Annotated in this window: 13 protein-coding genes; 4 read left to right on the forward strand and 9 right to left on the reverse strand. The window is 71.3% G+C overall.

The annotated features are described in order from the left end of the window. The first annotated feature begins 126 nt into the window (after positions 1 to 126). Positions 127 to 2,577 carry a DNA gyrase/topoisomerase IV subunit A gene (locus OG627_RS07310; protein ID WP_329062629.1) on the forward strand — a complete coding sequence of 817 codons (2,451 nt, stop codon included), beginning with the start codon at positions 127 to 129 and terminating at the stop codon, positions 2,575 to 2,577. 67 nt (positions 2,578 to 2,644) lie between these two features. Here OG627_RS07310 and OG627_RS07315 read toward each other — a convergent pair whose 3' ends face one another. Together OG627_RS07315 and OG627_RS07320 are read right to left on the reverse strand one after the other, a co-directional pair. Further along, a complete protein-coding gene (locus OG627_RS07315) occupies positions 2,645 to 3,868 on the reverse strand; it encodes a CobW family GTP-binding protein (protein ID WP_443073427.1) in 1,224 nt (407 codons plus the stop codon). A 64-nt stretch (positions 3,869 to 3,932) separates the two neighbouring features. Continuing rightward, on the reverse strand, positions 3,933 to 5,126 hold the full coding sequence (locus OG627_RS07320; protein WP_329062631.1) for a citrate synthase/methylcitrate synthase: 1,194 nt from the start codon (positions 5,124 to 5,126) through the stop codon (positions 3,933 to 3,935). Positions 5,127 to 5,213: 87 nt separating this feature from the next. Here OG627_RS07320 and OG627_RS07325 point away from each other — a divergent pair, with 87 nt between their 5' ends. Then, positions 5,214 to 6,440, forward strand: a complete 1,227-nt coding sequence (locus tag OG627_RS07325; protein WP_329062633.1) for a citrate synthase — start codon at positions 5,214 to 5,216, stop codon at positions 6,438 to 6,440. A gap of 22 nt (positions 6,441 to 6,462) precedes the next feature. Here the strand turns inward: OG627_RS07325 and OG627_RS07330 are convergent, their stop codons facing one another. The 5 genes from OG627_RS07330 to OG627_RS07350 all read right to left on the reverse strand — a co-directional run bounded on the left by OG627_RS07330 (position 6,463) and on the right by OG627_RS07350 (position 12,704). Beyond that, entirely contained in the window at positions 6,463 to 8,118 is a 1,656-nt protein-coding gene (locus OG627_RS07330) for a glycoside hydrolase family 13 protein (protein WP_329062635.1), read from the reverse strand. A gap of 34 nt (positions 8,119 to 8,152) precedes the next feature. Continuing rightward, positions 8,153 to 9,094: a carbohydrate ABC transporter permease gene (locus tag OG627_RS07335; RefSeq protein ID WP_329062637.1), complete on the reverse strand. Its 942-nt coding sequence runs from the start codon at positions 9,092 to 9,094 to the stop codon at positions 8,153 to 8,155. A 16-nt stretch (positions 9,095 to 9,110) separates the two neighbouring features. Continuing rightward, entirely contained in the window at positions 9,111 to 10,067 is a 957-nt protein-coding gene (locus tag OG627_RS07340; RefSeq protein WP_329062639.1) for a carbohydrate ABC transporter permease, read from the reverse strand. A gap of 7 nt (positions 10,068 to 10,074) precedes the next feature. Continuing rightward, the gene (locus tag OG627_RS07345; protein ID WP_329062641.1) at positions 10,075 to 11,424 is read right to left on the reverse strand and encodes an ABC transporter substrate-binding protein; all 1,350 of its coding nucleotides are present in this window, start codon (positions 11,422 to 11,424) and stop codon (positions 10,075 to 10,077) included. 269 nt (positions 11,425 to 11,693) lie between these two features. Further along, on the reverse strand, positions 11,694 to 12,704 hold the full coding sequence (locus OG627_RS07350) for a LacI family DNA-binding transcriptional regulator (RefSeq protein WP_329062643.1): 1,011 nt from the start codon (positions 12,702 to 12,704) through the stop codon (positions 11,694 to 11,696). A 208-nt stretch (positions 12,705 to 12,912) separates the two neighbouring features. On the opposite strand from OG627_RS07350, the gene OG627_RS07355 reads away from it, so the two are divergent. Further along, a complete protein-coding gene (locus OG627_RS07355) occupies positions 12,913 to 14,646 on the forward strand; it encodes a sensor histidine kinase (protein WP_329062644.1) in 1,734 nt (577 codons plus the stop codon). Continuing rightward, positions 14,643 to 15,320 (forward strand): response regulator, encoded by a 678-nt coding sequence (locus OG627_RS07360; RefSeq protein ID WP_329062646.1) that lies wholly within the window; start codon positions 14,643 to 14,645, stop codon positions 15,318 to 15,320. Before OG627_RS07355 ends, OG627_RS07360 begins: the two co-directional genes overlap by 4 nt. Positions 15,321 to 15,361: 41 nt before the next feature. Here OG627_RS07360 and OG627_RS07365 read toward each other — a convergent pair whose 3' ends face one another. Both OG627_RS07365 and OG627_RS07370 read right to left on the reverse strand, forming a co-directional pair. Continuing rightward, on the reverse strand, positions 15,362 to 16,954 hold the full coding sequence (locus OG627_RS07365; RefSeq protein WP_329062648.1) for a solute symporter family protein: 1,593 nt from the start codon (positions 16,952 to 16,954) through the stop codon (positions 15,362 to 15,364). Continuing rightward, positions 16,951 to 17,514 carry a DUF485 domain-containing protein gene (locus OG627_RS07370; RefSeq protein WP_329062650.1) on the reverse strand — a complete coding sequence of 188 codons (564 nt, stop codon included), beginning with the start codon at positions 17,512 to 17,514 and terminating at the stop codon, positions 16,951 to 16,953. The genes OG627_RS07365 and OG627_RS07370 overlap by 4 nt, the downstream gene beginning before the upstream one ends. Positions 17,515 to 17,526: the final 12 nt, after the last annotated feature.

The following is a 17,526-nucleotide window of genomic DNA, read 5'->3' on the forward strand; positions in this document are numbered from 1 at the left end:
GTCGCACACCCCCGACACCCGGGCGAACGACGGGTCGACGTCGGCGTTGTCAGTGGCGCGGTCCACAATGGTCCGCGTCAGTTCCAGAAGTTGCCGTACAGAACCTGTGAAGGAGCCGCAGCCGCGATGGCCCGCCGCAGCACGAAGACCCCGCCGCCGGAGGACTTCGAGGAGAAGATTCTCGACATCGACGTGGTCGATGAAATGCAGGGCTCCTTCCTCGAATACGCCTACTCGGTGATCTACTCCCGGGCCCTGCCCGACGCCCGGGACGGTATGAAGCCGGTACACCGCCGCATCGTGTACCAGATGAACGAGATGGGCCTGCGCCCCGACCGGGGCTATGTGAAGTGCGCCCGCGTCGTCGGCGAGGTGATGGGCAAACTTCACCCGCACGGGGACGCGTCGATCTATGACGCCCTGGTCCGGATGGCACAGCCGTTCTCCATGCGACTGCCGCTCGTCGACGGCCATGGCAACTTCGGCTCGCTCGGCAATGACGACCCGCCGGCCGCGATGCGGTACACCGAGTGCCGGATGGCTGACGCCACGTCACTGATGACCGAGTCGATCGATGAAGACACCGTCGATTTCCAGCCGAATTACGACGGCCAGGAGCGGGAACCGGTCACGCTTCCCGCCGCCTATCCCAACCTGCTCGTCAACGGCGCCTCCGGGATCGCCGTCGGCATGGCGACGAACATGCCGCCGCACAACCTCGGTGAGGTCGTGGCGGCCGCTCGCCATCTGATCAAGCACCCGGCCGCCGACCTGGAGACGCTGATGCGTTTCGTGCCGGGGCCCGATCTGCCGACCGGCGGCCGGATCGTCGGGCTGACCGGCATCAAGGACGCCTACGAGAAGGGCCGGGGCACCTTCAAGATCCGGGCCACGGCGACCGTGGAGGACGTCTCCGCGCGCCGCAAGGGCCTGGTCGTCACGGAGCTGCCGTTCTCGGTCGGCCCCGAGAAGGTGATCGCCAAGATCAAGGACCTGGTCTCCGCCAAGAAGCTCCAGGGCATCGCGGACGTCAAGGACCTCACGGACCGCTCGCACGGTCTGCGGCTCGTCATCGAGATCAAGAACGGCTTCGTGCCCGAGGCCGTTCTCGAACAGCTCTACAAGCTGACGCCGATGGAGGAGACCTTCGGCATCAACAATGTGGCGCTGGTGGACGGTCAGCCGCTCACGCTGGGCCTCAAGGAGCTGCTGGAGGTCTATCTCGACCACCGCTTCGACGTGGTGCGCCGGCGCAGCGAGTTCCGCAGGACCAAGCGGCGCGACCGGCTGCATCTCGTCGAGGGGCTGCTCGTCGCGCTCATCGACATCGACGAGGTCATCCGGCTGATCCGCTCCAGCGACAACTCGGCGCAGGCCAAGGAGCGGCTCGTCGAGCACTTCTCGCTGAGCGACATCCAGACGCAGTACATCCTGGACACGCCGCTGCGCCGGCTCACCCGGTTCGACCGGATCGAGCTGGAGAGCGAGCGCGACCGGCTCAACGGCGAGATCGACGAGCTGACCGGGATCCTGGATTCGGACACCGAGCTGCGCAAGCTGGTCTCGTCCGAACTGGCCTCCGTGTCGAAGAAGTTCAGCACCCCCCGGCGCACCGTCCTGCTGGAGTCCGCGGGCTCCGCGGTGGCGGCGGTGCCGCTGGAGGTCGCGGACGATCCGTGCCGGGTACTCCTCTCCTCCACCGGTCTGCTGGCCCGTACGGCCAACGGCGAGGCGCTGGAGGGCGGGGACGGCAGGCGCACCAAGCACGATGTGATCGTGTCCGCCGTGCCGGCGACGGCGCGCGGCGATGTCGGCGCGGTGACCTCGACGGGGCGTCTGCTGCGGATCTCCGTGATCGATCTGCCCCAGCTGCCGGGCACAGCGTCGGCGCCCAACCTCTCGGGCGGGGCCGCGGTCACCGAGTTCCTCGCGCTGGAGGGCGACGAGGAGCTGATCTGTCTGACCACGCTGGACGAGTCGTCGCCGGGGCTCGCCCTGGGCACGCTCCAGGGCGTCGTCAAACGGGTGGTGCCGGACTACCCGACGAACAAGGAAGAGTTGGAGGTCATCTCCCTCAAGGAGGGTGACCGGATCGTCGGCGGCGTCGAGTTGCGGACGGGCGAGGAGGACCTCGTCTTCATCACCTCCGACGCCCAGTTGCTGCGCTACCAGGCCGCGCAGGTGCGGCCGCAGGGCCGTGCCGCCGGCGGCATGACGGGCATCAAACTGACCGAGGGGGCCTCGGTGATCTCCTTCACCGCCGTGGATCCGGCGGCGGAGGCGGTGGTCTTCACGGTCACCGGTTCGCACGGCACGCTGGACGACTCCGTACGTACGGCGAAGCTCACCCCGTTCGACCAGTATCCGCGCAAGGGCCGGGCGACCGGCGGAGTGCGCTGTCAGCGGTTCCTGAAGGGCGAGGACATGCTGGTCCTGGCCTGGGCGGGGGCGAGCCCGGCCCGCGCCGCGCAGAAGAACGGCACCCCGGTGGAGCTGCCGGAGCCCGACCCCCGGCGGGACGGCTCGGGTACGCCGTTCGCGCCGGAGGTCGATGTTCTGGCCGGTCCGATGCTCTGACCGGCGGAATCACGGCGGAATCACCGCGGAAGCGAGCCGGCCGCCTCGACCGATGCGGCCGGCTCGGTCACCGCCCGTCCGGGTCCGGGCCTTCGGGTCCGGGCCCGGACGCCGTTGCGTCGGGCCGGCCGTCGGTCTCGGTGGGCAGGTCGTCCTCGGTGTCCGCCTCGGGCAGGTCGTCGGGTACGTAGCGCAGGACGCCCCACATGCCGCGGCCGTCCGGATCGGCGGGCCCCGGCGCGGTGTCCTCGCAGGCCGTCAGCTCCTTGAGCAGGACATCGCCCGGCCGCTGAGAACCGTCGAGACCCGAGCCGATCAGCACCAGCCGGGTGAGCCGCTCCTCGCCGCGCGGCCAGGGCTCCGGATGGAAGCGCAGCGAACGGCCGACGGCGTGCAGCGCGTAGCGGTTGTCCGGGTCGGCGGCGCCGAAGTCGACAAATCCCTTGATGCGGTAGAGGCCCGGGGGCCGGGAGTCGAGGAAGGCCATGAGCCGGCGCGGGTTCATCGGGGCGCGCGCGGTGAACGAGACGGTGTCGTAGGCCGCGTGGAGATGCCTCCCGTGGCCCCCATGCTCCTCATGGCCCCCGTACTCCTCGTGGTCCTCATGCCCCCCGTGCCCCTCGTGGTCACCGGTGGCGCCATGACCGTCGTCGTACAGATCGGCGTACAGGTCCTCGAAGGAGAGCTGGCGTGCCTTCCCGTCCTCGTCCGGCCGGACGGCGGCGTCGAACAGGAACTCCGGGTCGACCCGTCCGAACGAGGCGGAGACCACCGGGGTCCCCGGGCTCAGCTCCTCGACGGCGGCGAGGACGCGCCGGTGCTCGGGCTCCCCGACCCGGTCGGTCTTGTTGAGGACCACGAGGTCGGCGAGGGCCAGATGCCGGTCCGTCTCGGGATGACGCTCCCGGGTGGCGCCGAACTCGGCCGCGTCGACCACCTGGATCAGCCCGCCGTACACGGTGTACGGATTGTCCCCGTTGAGGATCATCCTGACGAGTTCCTGGGGCTCGGCCAGTCCGCTCGCCTCGATGACGATGATGTCGATCCGCGCCGACGGCCGGGTGAGCCGCTCCAGATAGCCGTCGAGTTCGCTCGCGTCGACCGCGCAGCACAGACAGCCGTTGCCGAGCGAGACCGTCGATCCGACCTGCCCGGCGACCGTCATGGCGTCGATCTCGATGGCGCCGAAGTCATTGACGACCACGGCGATCCGGTTGCCGGCGCGGCGGCGCAGCAGATGGTTGAGCAGCGTCGTCTTGCCCGATCCCAGAAATCCCGTCAGGACAACCACCGGGATCCGTTTCCTGCTCAAGAGTGCCGCCTCCGTGCCGCGTCGGTCCGTATCGGTCCCGCGCTCAGCGGGCGGGCACCGGCTGGGGCGGGGGCGGTCCCGCGTAGCGGGCCGCCGGGCGGATGATCTTGGAGTCCTCCGCCTGCTCCAGGATATTGGCGCTCCAGCCGACCACCCGGGCGGCGGCGAAGGTCGGGGTGAACATCGCCCGGGGCAGTCCGCACAGCTCCATGACCACTCCGGCGTAGAACTCGACGTTGGTGTGCAGCTCGCGGCCGGGCTTCAGCTCGGCGAGGATCGCCTCGACCCGTGCCTCGACCTGGACGGCGAAGTCGACCAGCGGGCCGCCGAACTCCTCGGCGATGCCGCGCAGCATGCGGGAGCGCGGGTCCTCGGTGCGGTAGACGGGGTGCCCGAACCCCATGATCCGGTCGCCGGCCAGGACGCGTTCCCGGATCCACGGGTCGATGCGGTCGACGGTCCCGATGGCGTCGAGGGTGTCGAGGGCCCGGCTCGGCGCTCCGCCGTGCAGCGGCCCGGAGAGCGCCCCGACCGCGCCGACGAGACAGGCGGCGAGGTCGGCGCCGGTGGAGGCGATCACCCGGGCCGTGAAGGTGGAGGCGTTGAAGCCGTGGTCGACGGTGGAGACGAGATAGCGCTCGACGGCCCGCGCCCGCGCGGGGTCCGGCTCCTCGCCGGTGAGCATGTAGAGGTAGTTGGCGGCGTACGGCAGGTCGTCGCGCGGTTCGACCGGCTCCAGCCCCCGGCCGAGCCGGTACAGCGCGGTCAGCAGCGTCGGTACGACGGCGCAGGCGGCGAGCGCGTCCGTACGGCGCTGGTCGGCGTCGATGTCGTACAGCGGGCGCAGTCCCGCCGAGGCGCCGATCAGGGAGAGCGCGGTCCGCAGTCCGGCGAGCGGGCCGGATCCCGCGCAGGCGCGGGCGATGGCGGGCAGTGCGGCGGCGACGTCCCCGGGCAGCCGGCGCAGGGCCGCGGTCCGCGCCGTGAACGCGGCGAGGCCGGCGGCGTCCGGCAGCTCTCCGTGGAACATCAGGTGCCAGACGTCCTCGAATCCGCGGCTGTCCGCCAGCTCGACGGCGGAGTACTGACGGTAGTGGTAGAAGCCTTCGCGGCCCCGGACGTCCCCGAGCGCGGTGTCCGTGACGACGACGCCCGCGAGACCGCGCGGCACGTCGAGGGGGTGCGGGGCGGACGGGGGCGGGGTGGACGAGCGTGCGGTGGTCCCGTTGGTCGGCATGTTTTCCTCCTTGAACTTGATTCGACTGTCCATGCTTGACTCGATCAGTGTCAACGTTGATTGAATCAATACATGTACGGTGAGGACATGGACGACGGACAGCGGCTCACCACCCGGCAGGTGGCGGAGCGGCTCGGGGTGAAGCCGGAGACGGTGTACGCGTATGTCAGCCGGGGGCAGCTCGCCAGCCGCCGTGATCCGGCCGGACGCGGCAGCACCTTCGACGCCTCGGAGGTCGACGCGCTGGTCCGCAGGAACGGGCGTGAGCCCTCGGCGGGCGGCGAGGGACTCCTCCAGCGCATCAGGACCGGCATCACGCTGATCGACACCGACCGGTACTACTACCGGGGAGTCGACGCCACGGAACTGGCGCGCCGGCTGCGTTACGAGGAGATCGCCGACTGGCTCTGGACGGGCACCCTGCGGCCCGGGATCCGGTTCACCGCCCCCGCCGAGGCGCTCGCCGCCGCCCGGCAGGCGGTCGCGGCGCTGCCCCCGTACAGCGGCTCGACGGACCGGCTGCGGGTGGCCGCGATCGCGGCGGCGGTCGCCGATCCGCTGCGCTTCGACCTCTCCGCGGACGCGGTGCTGGCCACGGCCCGTACGCTCATCCCCACGCTGGTCGACGCGCTCCCCGCGCTGGGACGTCCCCGGGGCGGCGACGCCCGGCTGGCCGGGCGGCTGTGGCCGAGGCTGACCGAACAGCCCGCAGGTGAAGCGGGCGTACGCGCCCTGGACATGGCGCTCTCCCTGCTCATCGACCACGATCTGGCGGCCTCGACCCTCGCCGTACGGGTCGCGGCGAGCGCCCGCGCCCATCCGTACGCCGTGGTCTCCGCCGGCCTCGGCGCGCTGGACGGCCCGCTGCACGGCGCGGCCAGCGGGCTGGCCCACCGGATGCTCACCGAGGTCCTGGAGCGGGGCAGCGCCGCGGCCGTGGTGGCGGACCATCTGCGCGCGGGGCGCCCGGTGCCGGGGCTCGGCCACCGCCTCTACCCGGGCCGGGACCCGCGCGCCGAAGCGCTGTTCGGCGCGTTGAGCGGGCTGCCGGGCGCGGGTCCCGTGCTGACGGCGGCGCGTGAGGTGGAGGCGACCACCGCCCGCCATGTGAAGCTGCACGCCAATGTCGATCTGGCGCTCGCGGTGCTGTCCGTGACCGCCGGAATGCCGGCGGAGGCGGGCGAGACGGTCTTCGCCGTGGCCCGCACGGCGGGGTGGATCGCGCACGCCCTGGAGGAGTACGGGGAGAAGCCGCTGCGGATGCGTCCCAGCGGGCAGTACAACGGGCCCCGGCCGCCCAGGGATCCGCCCTGAGCGGCCGGGGCCCGCGGCGCAATCAGCCGCGCAGCCAGACGGCCGTGTCCCGCGGGAGCCGCCCGTCCGCCAGTGGGCCGCTGGCGAGCAGCACGTCCGTGTGCGCGGGCAGCGGCGCGGGCTCCGCCGAGAGGTTGACCACGCAGATCAGGGCGCTCACGGAGCCGCCGCCCTCCGCCGTCCCGCCGTCGCGGGCGAACGCCAGCACTCCGGGAGCCGACTCCAGCCAGCGCATCGTCCCGTCCCCGAACCCCGGCCCGGTGCGCCGCAGTCGCAGGGCCTCGCGGTAGAGCGTGAGCATGGAACCGGGATCGGCCGCCTGGAGGTCGGCGGCGTACGAGGACCACGACTCCGGCTGCGGCAGCCACGGCTGCGCCTGGGGCTGCGTCTGCGTCTGCGTCTGTGAGCCGAACCCCGCGTACGGCTCCCGCGCCGTCCACGGCAGCGGCACCCGGCAGCCGTCGCGCCCCGGGTCCTTTCCGCCGGAGCGCCGGTGCATCGGGTCCTGGATGCGGTCCAGCGGAACGTCGGCCTCCGGCAGGCCCAGCTCCTCGCCCTGGTAGAGGTAGACCGCGCCGGGCAGGGCCAGCGACAGGAGTGCGGCGGCGCGCGCCCTGCGGGTGCCGAGACCGAGGTCGGTCGGGGTGCCGAACTCCTTCGCCGCGAAGTCGAATCCGGTCTCCTCGCGCCCGTACCGGGTGACCGTACGGGTCACGTCGTGGTTGCAGAGCACCCAGGTGGCGGGCGCGCCGACCGGCGCGTGTTCCGCGAGGGTCTCCTCGATGGCGGTCCGCAGCCGGCCGGCGTCCCAGGGGCACGCCAGGAAGTTGAAGTTGAACGCGGTGTGCAGTTCGTCGGGGCGCAGATACCGTACGAAGCGCTCGGTGTCGGGGAGCCACACCTCGCCGACGAAGACGGCGTCGTACGCGTCGGCGATGGCGCGCCAGGAGCGGTAGATCTCGTGCAGTTCGTCGAGGTCGACATAGGGATGCGGGTCGCGGCCCGCCGTGAAGTCCGGCAGGGCCGGGTCCTTGGCGAGCAGCGCGGCCGAGTCGATCCGTACGCCAGCGACCCCCCGTTCGAACCAGAAGCGCAGCACGTCCTCGTGTTCCCTGCGCACGGCGGGGTGGGCCCAGTTGAGGTCGGGCTGTTCGGGGGCGAAGAGATGCAGGTACCACTCGCCGTCGGCCAGCCGTGTCCAGGGCGTGCCCCCGAACTCGGAGACCCAGTCGTTGGGCGGGATCTCGCCGTGCTCGCCGCGTCCGGTCCTGAAGTGGAACAGTTCGCGCTCCGGGCTGCCGGGGCCGGCCTCCAGCGCGGCCCTGAACCAGACGTGCCGGTCGGAGACATGGTTCGGTACGACATCGATGATCGTACGGATGGACAGCTCACGCGCCTCGGCGATGAGTTTCTCGGCCTCGGCGAGCGTGCCGAAGGCCGGGTCGATGGTGCGGTAGTCCGCCACGTCGTAGCCGCCGTCGGCGAGCGGCGAGAGGTACCAGGGGGTGAACCAGAGGGCGTCGACGCCCAGTTCCACGAGATACGGCAGCTTGGCCCGTACGCCCGCGAGGTCCCCGGTGCCGTCGCCGTCCCCGTCGGCGAAGCTGCGGACGTAGATCTGGTAGATGGCGGCGTCCCGCCACCAGAGGGAGTCGGGCTTCAGCGGGCTGCCTTCCATACGGCGTTCCTTTCGAGGGGGTGTGGGGTACTGGTCAGCCCTTGGTGCTGCCGGCGCTGATCCCGGCGATGATGTGCCGCTGGAACACCAGGAACATCAGCACCATCGGGATACTGGCGATCACCATGGCGGCGATCAGCACCGAGAGGGGGATGTTCTGGGAGAGCTGGACGAGCGCCACGCTGATGGGCTGCTTGTCGGTGTCCGAGAAGACCATCAGCGGCCAGAGGAAGTCCTGCCAGACGGCGACCAGCGCGAAGATCGACACGACCCCGAGCACCGGCCGGGACATCGGCAGCAGGATGGACCAGAGGGTGCGGAGCCGGCCCGCCCCGTCGATCTCGGCGGCCTCCAGCACATCGCGCGGGATCCGGTCGAAGAATCGTTTGAGCAGATAGAGGTTGAAGGCGTTGGCGACGGCGGGCAGCCAGATGCCCAGCGGGTCGTTGAGCAGGCTGGTGTGGATCAGCGGCAGATCGGCGATGGTCAGGTACTTCGGGACGAGCAGTGCCTGGGCGGGGACCATCAGCGTGGCGAGGATGCCGCCCATGATAACCTTGCCGAACGCCGGCCTCAGCTTCGACAGGGCGTAGGCCGCCGCCGTGCAGAAGACGAGCTGGAGGATCCAGGCGCCCGCGGCCTGCACCACCGTGTTCCACAGGTGCGTGGGGAGCCGCATCAGATCCCAGGCGTCGGTGTACGCGCCGATGTGCCAGCTGCCGGGGACCAACGTCGGCGGGGTGCGCACCAGTTCGTCGGGGGACTTCATGGCGCCGGAGGCCATCCAGTACACCGGGAAGAGGAAGGCCAGCGCGAAGGCGAGGACGACTCCGCCGAAGACGGTCCAGTAGAGCGCCTTCCCCCGGGGGGTGGCGAGGGCCAGCGGGGAGACGAGGGTACGTGTGCCCTGGCCGCGTTCGGCTCGGGTCGTGGCGCCCCGGGTCGTGACGGATCGGGTCGCGGTGGATCGGGTCATGGTGGCTCGGCTCCTCTCAGTCGTCGGTGCGGGTGAGCCGCAGGTAGAGGGCGGAGAAGAGGCTGAGCACGATCAGCAGCATCACGCTCAGAGCGCACGCGCCGCCGAAGTCGTTGTAGAGGAAGGCGTATTTGTAGATGAGGTAGAGGACGGTGACGGTGGAGTTCTCGGGACCGCCGCCGGTGATCACGAAGGGTTCGGTGAACACCTGCATGGTGGCGATGATCTGGAGCAGCATCAGCATCAGGATGATGAAGCGGGTCTGCGGGACGGTCACATGGCGCACCCGCTGCCAGATGTTGGCGCCGTCCAGCTCGGCCGCCTCGTACAGCTCGCCCGGGATCCCCTGGAGCGCGGCGAGGTAGATGAGGACCGTGCCGCCCATGTTCGCCCAGGTCGCGACGATGACCAGGGAGAGGAGCGCGGTGTCGGCGCCGTTGGTCCAGTTCGACGTGGGGAGATGGAGGAAGCGCAGCGACTCGTTGGCGAGGCCGGCGCCCGGATCGTAGAACCACTTCCACAGCAGGGCGCTGACGACCGGCGGGATCATCACCGGGAGGTAGACGACCACTCGGAAGAAGGACTTCGCGTGGCGCAGTTCGTTGAGGACGAGCGCCATCAGGAACGGTACGGCGAAGCCGATGAGCAGGGCGATCACGGTGAAGGTGAGCGTGTTGCGCCAGGCCGCGCCGAACTCCGGGTCGTGCAGGACCTGGGTGAAGTTGGCCGTGCCCACCCACTCCGGGGCCGATCCGGGGGTGTACTTCTGGAACGCGATGATCACCGCGCGGATCGCCGGGTACCAGGAGAACAGCGCGAAGCAGATCAGGCCGCCGGCCAGGAAGCCGTAGGCGCGCAGCTGGTGCGAGAGCGCGCGGCGCGCGGAACCGGAGGTCCCGCTCCCGGCCGGCCGGGGCCCGGGAGCGGGAGGCGGCGCGGCGGCGGGCCGCCGGGGAGCCTGGGCAGTCGTCATGGGTGTGTCAGCCCCGCGCCAGGATTCCGTCGATCTTCGTCCCGGCATCCTTGAGGAGCTTGTCGATGTCGGCGTCCTTCCTGGTGAGGACCGCAGACACGGCGCCGTCGAGGACGGAGTAGATCTGCTGGGCCTTCGGCGGCTCCAGCTTCGCCGCGAGCTGCCCGCTTCCGTCCAGGAACGCCTGGTAGTTCTCCACCGGGACGTTGGCGTGGAGCTTCCTCAGCTTCTGGTCCTCGGCGTCGGTGGCGCCGGTCCACAGCCGGGGCTCGGGGAGGCCGACGGGGGCCTTCAGGTCGGCGGCGCGCTTCCAGTCGTTGAGCCCGGAGCCCGGGGTGTTGGTCTGGAACTCCAGCCACTTCAGACCGGCCCTGATCTGGGCGGGGGACGCCTTCTTGCTGAACATGTAGCCGTCGCCGCCGAGGAGCGTGCCCTTGCCGCCGGGCATCGGGGCGAGGCCGAGGTCCTCGTAGCTGCCGCCCTTCTCCTTGACCAGGATCGGGACGTTGTCCGGGGCGGAGAGGTACATGCCGAGCTTGCCGGCGCCCATCATCTGCTGGACGTCGTTGAGGATGAGGAGCTGCTTGCTGCCCATGGAGTCGTCGCTCCAGCGCATGTCCTCGAGGTTCTGGAGGACCGCCCTGCCCTCGGGGCTGTCGACGCTCGCCTTCTTGCCGTCCTCCGTGACGATGTCGCCGCCCTGGGAGTACATCTCGGCGGTGAAGTGCCAGCCGCCCTGGTTCTGGGCGCTGTAGTCGGCGTAGCCCACGTAGCCCCTGCCGAGGCCCGCGATCTTCTTGGCGGCGGCGCGGACCTCTTCCCAGGTGGCCGGGGGCCGGTCGGGGTCGAGGCCGGCCTGCTGGAAGAGCTTCTTGTTGTAGAGCAGGCCCATCGAGTAGTTGGTGCGCGGGACGCCGTAGACCTTGCCGTCGACGGTGTAGACGTCGCGCAGCGACTGCTGGATGTCGCCGTAGCCCTTCATGTCCTTCACGTACGACGTGATGTCGGCCGCCTGGTTGATGTCGACGACGTGTTTGGCGTCGGTGAAGTACGTGTAGAAGACGTCCTCCATCTGGCCGCCGGCGAGCTTCGCGTCGAAGGTCTTGGGGTCCTGGCAGGGGAAGGCGTCGCGGCCGACGACGTCGATGTCCGGGTTCGCCTTCTCGAACGTCTTCATGTCGTCCTCGAAGCTCTGCCGGTCGATCTTCGCGCTCTTGGGCGGCATGCAGTTGACGGTGATGCGCGTCCTGCCCCCGGCCGAGCTGTCGCCGTCCGAGCCGCAGGCGGCCAGTCCGGTCAGGGCGAGAGCGGTGACTATGGCAGTGGTGCGGGTACGGCGGAACCCGGAGCTACTCATCGGTGGGACCCCTCTTGGGCAGGAGCGCGGGAAACCCCCACAGCTGCTCGCTGTGTGGCGGCGCTCACTCAACCACTAACAACAGGTGTCCGCAATATGTCGCTCCAATTTCGCAAATACTTGACAGTCGGTCGCATGTGTCGACTCAGGGACGCGCAACTCGTCCGTCAAACCGAAACCGGCCCCGCACGCGTGGGCATGCGGGGCCGGTGGACGAGGCGCCGGTGGACGGGGCCGGTGGACGGGGGTCGCGCCGATGCGTACGGCGGTCAGCCGCGCGGCGCCTGCCCCGTGGAGCCCCGTACCACCAGCTCCGGTTCGAACAGCAGCTCACCGGGGGGCACGGCACTGCCCTGGATCTGCGCGGTGAGCATCTCGACGGCCGCCCGGCCCATCGCCTCGATGGGCTGACGGACCGTCGTCAGCGGAGGCTCGGTGCAGTTCATGAACGCGGAGTCGTCGAAGCCGACGACCGAGACCCCGCCGGGCACCGCGAGACCTCGCCGGCGCGCGGCCCGTACCGCCCCCAGGGCCAGCGGGTCGCTGGCGCAGATGATGCCCGTGACGCCCCGGTCGAGCAGCCGCGTGGCCGCCGCCTGCCCGCCCTCCAGGGAGAACATGGTCCGCTCGATGTGCTCGTCGTGCAGGCTCGTCCCCGCCGCGACCGCCGCCGCCCGCGCGGCGGCCAGCTTGCGCCGGGACGGCACGTGGTCGGCCGGGCCGAGCACCAGCCCGATGCGCTCGTGGCCGAGCGAGGCCAGATGGCGCCACGCCTGCTCGACCGCGACGGCGTCGTCGCAGGAGATGCAGGGGAAGTCGAGGTTCTCGATCGGCGCGTTGATCAGGACGACCGGGATCCGGCGCTCGGCGAGCAGCCGGTAGTGGTCGTGCGGGGCGTCCGCCTGCGCGAAGAGACCGCCCGCGAAGACCACTCCGGACACCTGCTGCTGAAGCAGCAGTTCCACGTAATCCGCCTCGGAGACGCCGCCCTTGGTCTGGGTGCACAGGACGGGGGTGAGGCCCTGCTGGGCGAGCGCTCCCCCGATGACCTCGGCGAACGCGGGGAAGATGGGGTTCTGCAACTCCGGCAGGACCAGGCCGACGAGCCGGGCGCGCTCGCCGCGCAGCTGGGTGGGGCGCTCGTAGCCGAGGACGTCGAGCGCGGTCAGCACGGACTGCCGGGTGGCCTGCGAGACACCGGGCTTGCCGTTGAGCACCCGGCTGACCGTGGCCTCACTGACCCCAACCTTCTTCGCCACCTGAGCAAGTCGTCGCGTCATACACGCAAGACTATCGCAAGCTTTGCAAGCCACTTGCTTCATGACGCAATTCGAGCGTAAAGAGCGTAGCGAACCGGCCGGGTCCGGGCCGGTCCCCGTCGCCTTCCCGCCGCGACGCGCGTCCGTCGCCGGGAAGACGACGGGAGGATGCCGGGGAGACGCCGGGGAGATTTCGGAATGCGTCCCCGGCCCTCTACCGTTCGTAGGCATGAGCGCCGGACCCAGCACCACGGCCAGCACCACGGCCGGACGACGGCGATTCGGCTGGCCGCGCCGGGTCTTCTCCCAGGTGCTGCTGATGCAGCTCGCCGTCGCCGCCGGGGTCACCGTGCTGGCCACCGGGCTCTTTCTCGCGCCCTTCAGCCATGAGCTGGACGACCAGGCGATGCGCCGCGCCCTGGTCATCGCGGAGACCACCGCGTCGCCGCGGACGGCCGCCGACCTGCTGGCGTCCCGGCCCACCGCGGACGGCCCCGTACAGGCCGAGGCGGAGCGGATCAGGAAGACCACCGGCGCCGAATACGTGGTCGTCATGGACCGCGACGGGGTGCGCTGGTCGCACACCGACCTCAAGGAGATCGGCAGGGTCGTCTCCACCGACCCCAGCGGGGCGCTCGCGGGCGACCACCTCATGGAACTCGACAGCGGAACGCTCGGCCGCTCCGCCCGCGGGAAGGTGCCGCTGCGCGACGGTACGGGGCGGATCGTCGGCGCCGTCTCGGTCGGCATCGCGTACGACAGCGTCCACAACCGGCTCCTCGCCGCGATCCCCGGGCTCCTCGCGTACGCGGGCGGGGCACTGGCCGCCGGGGCGCTCGCCGCCTACCTGATCTCCCGGCGCCTCCAGCGCCAGACCCACGACCTGGCGTTCTCCGACATCTCGGCGCTGCTGACCGAACGCGAGGCCATGCTGCACAGCCTGCGCGAGGGGGTGGTCGCGCTGGACTCCACCGGCCGGATCCGGCTGATGAACGACGAGGCGCAGCGGTTGCTGGGCCTCGGCCCCGACGCCACGGGCCGGCCGCTGGAGGAGTCGCTCGGCGAGGGACGCACCACGGAGGTGCTGACGGGACGGGTGCGGGGCGAGGATCTGCTCGCGGTCCAGGGCAGCCGTGTCCTGGTCGCCAACCGGATGCCGACCGACGACGGCGGCGCGGTCGTGACGCTGCGGGACCGTACGGAGCTGGAGCAGCTCGGCCGGGAGCTGGACGCGACACGCGGCCTGATCGACGCCCTGCGCGCCCAGGACCACGAGCACGCGAACCATATGCACACCCTGCTGGGGCTGCTGGAGCTGGACATGCACGAGGAGGCCGCGGAGTTCGTCAACGAGGTGGTCGGCGTGCACCGGACCACCGCGGAACAGGTCACCGAGCGGATCCACGACCCGCTGCCGGCCGCGCTGCTGGTCGGGAAGGCCACCGTCGCCGCCGAGCGGGGCGTCCGGCTGCGCCTCTCGCCCGACACGCTGCTGCCCGACCGGCTGGTCGACCCGCAGGGTCTGGTGACGGTGGTCGGCAATCTGGTGGACAACGCCCTGGACGCGGCGGCCGGTTCCGACGACCCGCGCATCGAGGTGGAGCTGCTCGCCGAGGACCGTACGGTCGTCCTCGTGGTCTCGGACAGCGGCCCCGGCATCCCGGCCGGCCGGCGTGAACTCGTCTTCTCCGAGGGCTGGTCGACCAAGGACCCGCCCGCCCACGGCAGACGCGGCCTCGGGCTCGCGCTGGTGCGCCGGCTCGCCGAGCGGCAGGGCGGCAGCGCGCGGGCCGGCGTCTCCCCGCTCGGGGGCGCCGAGTTCACCGTCGTACTCCCGGAGGCACTGACCGAACCGGCCCCGGACGGGGACGACACCGCACCCGGCGCGCGAGCGGACGCGGACACCGGCGAACCGGCCCGCCTCCCCGCGTACGGGCCGAGCGCGGCGGGAGAGACCCGGTGATCGACGTACTGATCGTGGACGACGACCTCCGGGTGGCCCGGATCAACACCGCCTATGTCGCGAAGGTGGCGGGGTTCCGCGTCGTGGCCCAGGCTCACTCGGCCACCGAGGCCCTCGCCCGGATCTCCCAGTGCCCGGTCGACCTGATCCTCCTCGACCACTACCTGCCCGACAGGAACGGCGTCGCGCTGGTGCGGGAGCTGCGGCAGCTCGGCCACCAGACCGACGTGATCATGGTGACGGCGGCGCGCGACGTCGCCACCGTCCAGTCGGCGATGCGCCAGGGCGCCCTTCAGTACCTGGTCAAACCGTTCGGCTTCGCCGGGCTGCGGGCCAAGCTGGAGGCGTACGCGACGCTGCGGCGCACGGTCGAGCGCGGCGGCGACGCGGAGCAGGCCGAGGTGGACCGGATGTTCGGCGCGCTGTCCGCCGCCACCGCCCCTGCCCTCCCCAAAGGCCACTCCCCCACCACGGCGGCGGTGATCCGCCGGACGCTGCGGAGCGCCGACGGGCCGCTGTCGGCGCAGGAGATCGCGGAGCGGGCCGGAATGAGCCGGCAGACCGCGCAGCGCTATCTCAAGGTGCTGGAGCGGTCCGGACGGATACGGCTCACGCTCCGGTACGGCGGAACGGGGCGTCCCGAACACCGCTACACCTGGCCGGCGAACGGCTGAGCCGCCGGGGCGCGCCCGCCGGACCGCGCCCGCCGGACCGCTCAGACCGCCCCCGCGCCGGTCAGCGACCTGACCTCGGCCTGCGCGTGCTTCGCCTCGTCGGGTTCCTCGTGGGAGGTGACCGTACCGATCCAGCCCGCGAGGAAGCCGAGCGGAATGGAGACCAGCCCTGGGTTCTGGAGCGGGAAGAGATGGAAGTCGAGCCCGGGAAAGAGCGCCTCGGGGCTCCCGGAGACCACGGGCGAGACCACCACCAGCAACAGCGCCGGGACCAGCCCGCCGTACACGGACCAGACCGCGCCGCGCGTGGTGAAGCCGCGCCAGAACAGCGAGTAGAGCAGGACGGGGAGATTGGCGGAGGCGGCGACCGCGAAGGCGAGGCCGACCAGGAAGGCGACGTTCAGCTCCTGGGCCAGCAGGCTGAGCCCGATGGCCACCGCGCCGATTCCGGCCGCCGCCGTCCGCGCCACGGCGACCTCGCCGCGCGGCTCGCCGCGCGCCCGCCTCAGCGAGGCGTACAGATCGTGGGCGACGGAGGCGGAGGAGGCGAGCGTGATGCCCGCGACGACGGCGAGGATGGTGGCGAAGGCGATCGCGGCGACCACCGCGAACAGCACCGTGCCGCCGGTCGATCCGGCCCCGCCGCCGAGGTCCAGGGCGAGCAGCGGCACAGCGGTGTTCCCGGCCGGGTTGGACGCCCGTACCGCGTCCGAGCCGACCAGCGCCGCCGCGCCGAACCCGAGCACGATCGTCATCAGGTAGAAGCCGCCGATGAGCCCGATCGACCAGACGACCGAGCGGCGGGCCGCACGGGCGGTCGGCACGGTGTAGAAGCGCGACAGGATGTGCGGCAGCCCCGCCGTGCCCAGGACCAGGGCCAGTCCGAGGCTGATGAAGTCGAAGCGCGCGGTCCAGTCACCGCCGTACTTCAGCCCGGGGGCGAGGAACTCCTCGCCGTGGCCGCTGTGCGCGACGGCGGTGTTGAGCAGGGCGTTGACGTCGCCGTGGAAGCGGACCAGGACGAGCACGGTCAGCGTGACCGCTCCGGCCATCAGCAGGACGGCTTTGACGATCTGGATCCAGGTGGTGGCGCGCATCCCGCCGAGCGAGACATAGACGACCATGAGGGCGCCGACGCCGATCACGGTCCAGGTGCGCGCCGCCGCGCTCGTGGAGCCGAGCAGCAGCGCGACCAGGCTGCCCGCGCCGACCATCTGCGCGACCAGATAGAGCACCGAGACGGTGACCGAGGAGGTCCCGGCGGCGATCCGGACGGGCCGCTCGCGCATCCGGGCCGCGACCACGTCGGCGAGGGTGAACCGGCCGCAGTTGCGGACGAGTTCGGCGACGAGGAGGAGCACGACCAGCCAGGCGACGAGGAAGCCGACCGAGTAGAGCATCCCGTCGTAGCCGAAGAGGGCGATCAGGCCCGAGATCCCGAGGAACGAGGCGGCGGACATGTAGTCACCGGCGATGGCGAAACCGTTCTCCATCGGGGAGAACAGCCGGCCGCCCGCGTAGAACTCCTCGGCGGAACCGCGCCGGCCACGGCTCACCCAGGTGGTGATGCCCAGCGTGACCGCGACGAACGCGCTGAACAGGACCAGCGCCAGCGTCTGGTGGTCGCCGCTCATCGGGCGGCCCCCTCGGCCTGCTGATGGGCCTGCTGGTGGGCCTGCTGGTGGGCCTGTTCCTGGACACGCTCCTGGACGCGCTCCTGGTCGAACACGACCCAGCGCAGTTCGAGCGCCGCGCGGTCCCGGTACAGCCGGGCATGGCGCGCGTACGCCCAGGTCAGCAGGAAGGTCGAGAGGAACTGGCCGAGACCGGCCACCATCGCCACGTTCACCGCGCCCGCCACCGGCCGGGCCATCAGCCCGGGCGCCGTCGTCGCCGCCACGACATACGCCAAATACCAGACGAGGAAAGCGATCGAGGCGGGCACGACGAACCTCCGGTAACGGCCGCGCACCTCCTGGAAGGCGGCGCTGCGCTGCACCTCCCGGTAGATGTCGCACGCCGCGCCCCCGGCGGGCCGGGAAGCGGAGCCGGAAGCCGCCGGGGGCACATCCGTACCGCCCGTACCGTCCGAACCGCCCGTACCGCCGGGATCGCCCCAGTCCGAGGCCAGCGCGTCGTACCACGGGTCGTCGAGCCGTACCGCCTCGGCGGCCCGCCCTTCCTGCTTCTCCACCGGTCAACTCTC

Source organism: Streptomyces sp. NBC_01429 (genome assembly GCF_036231945.1).
Lineage (GTDB): Bacteria > Actinomycetota > Actinomycetes > Streptomycetales > Streptomycetaceae > Streptomyces.

Excerpts from the sequence above, each read along its gene's own strand:
- OG627_RS07310 (WP_329062629.1), top strand. The coding sequence starts at position 127 with ATGGCCCGCCGCAGCACGAAGACCCCGCCGCCGGAGGACTTCGAGGAG.
- OG627_RS07320 (WP_329062631.1), bottom strand. The coding sequence starts at position 5,126 with ATGCCGACCAACGGGACCACCGCACGCTCGTCCACCCCGCCCCCGTCC.
- OG627_RS07325 (WP_329062633.1), top strand. The coding sequence starts at position 5,214 with ATGGACGACGGACAGCGGCTCACCACCCGGCAGGTGGCGGAGCGGCTC.
- OG627_RS07330 (WP_329062635.1), bottom strand. The coding sequence starts at position 8,118 with ATGGAAGGCAGCCCGCTGAAGCCCGACTCCCTCTGGTGGCGGGACGCC.
- OG627_RS07335 (WP_329062637.1), bottom strand. The coding sequence starts at position 9,094 with ATGACCCGATCCACCGCGACCCGATCCGTCACGACCCGGGGCGCCACG.
- OG627_RS07340 (WP_329062639.1), bottom strand. The coding sequence starts at position 10,067 with ATGACGACTGCCCAGGCTCCCCGGCGGCCCGCCGCCGCGCCGCCTCCC.
- OG627_RS07345 (WP_329062641.1), bottom strand. The coding sequence starts at position 11,424 with ATGAGTAGCTCCGGGTTCCGCCGTACCCGCACCACTGCCATAGTCACC.
- OG627_RS07350 (WP_329062643.1), bottom strand. The coding sequence starts at position 12,704 with ATGACGCGACGACTTGCTCAGGTGGCGAAGAAGGTTGGGGTCAGTGAG.
- OG627_RS07355 (WP_329062644.1), top strand. The coding sequence starts at position 12,913 with ATGAGCGCCGGACCCAGCACCACGGCCAGCACCACGGCCGGACGACGG.
- OG627_RS07365 (WP_329062648.1), bottom strand. The coding sequence starts at position 16,954 with ATGAGCGGCGACCACCAGACGCTGGCGCTGGTCCTGTTCAGCGCGTTC.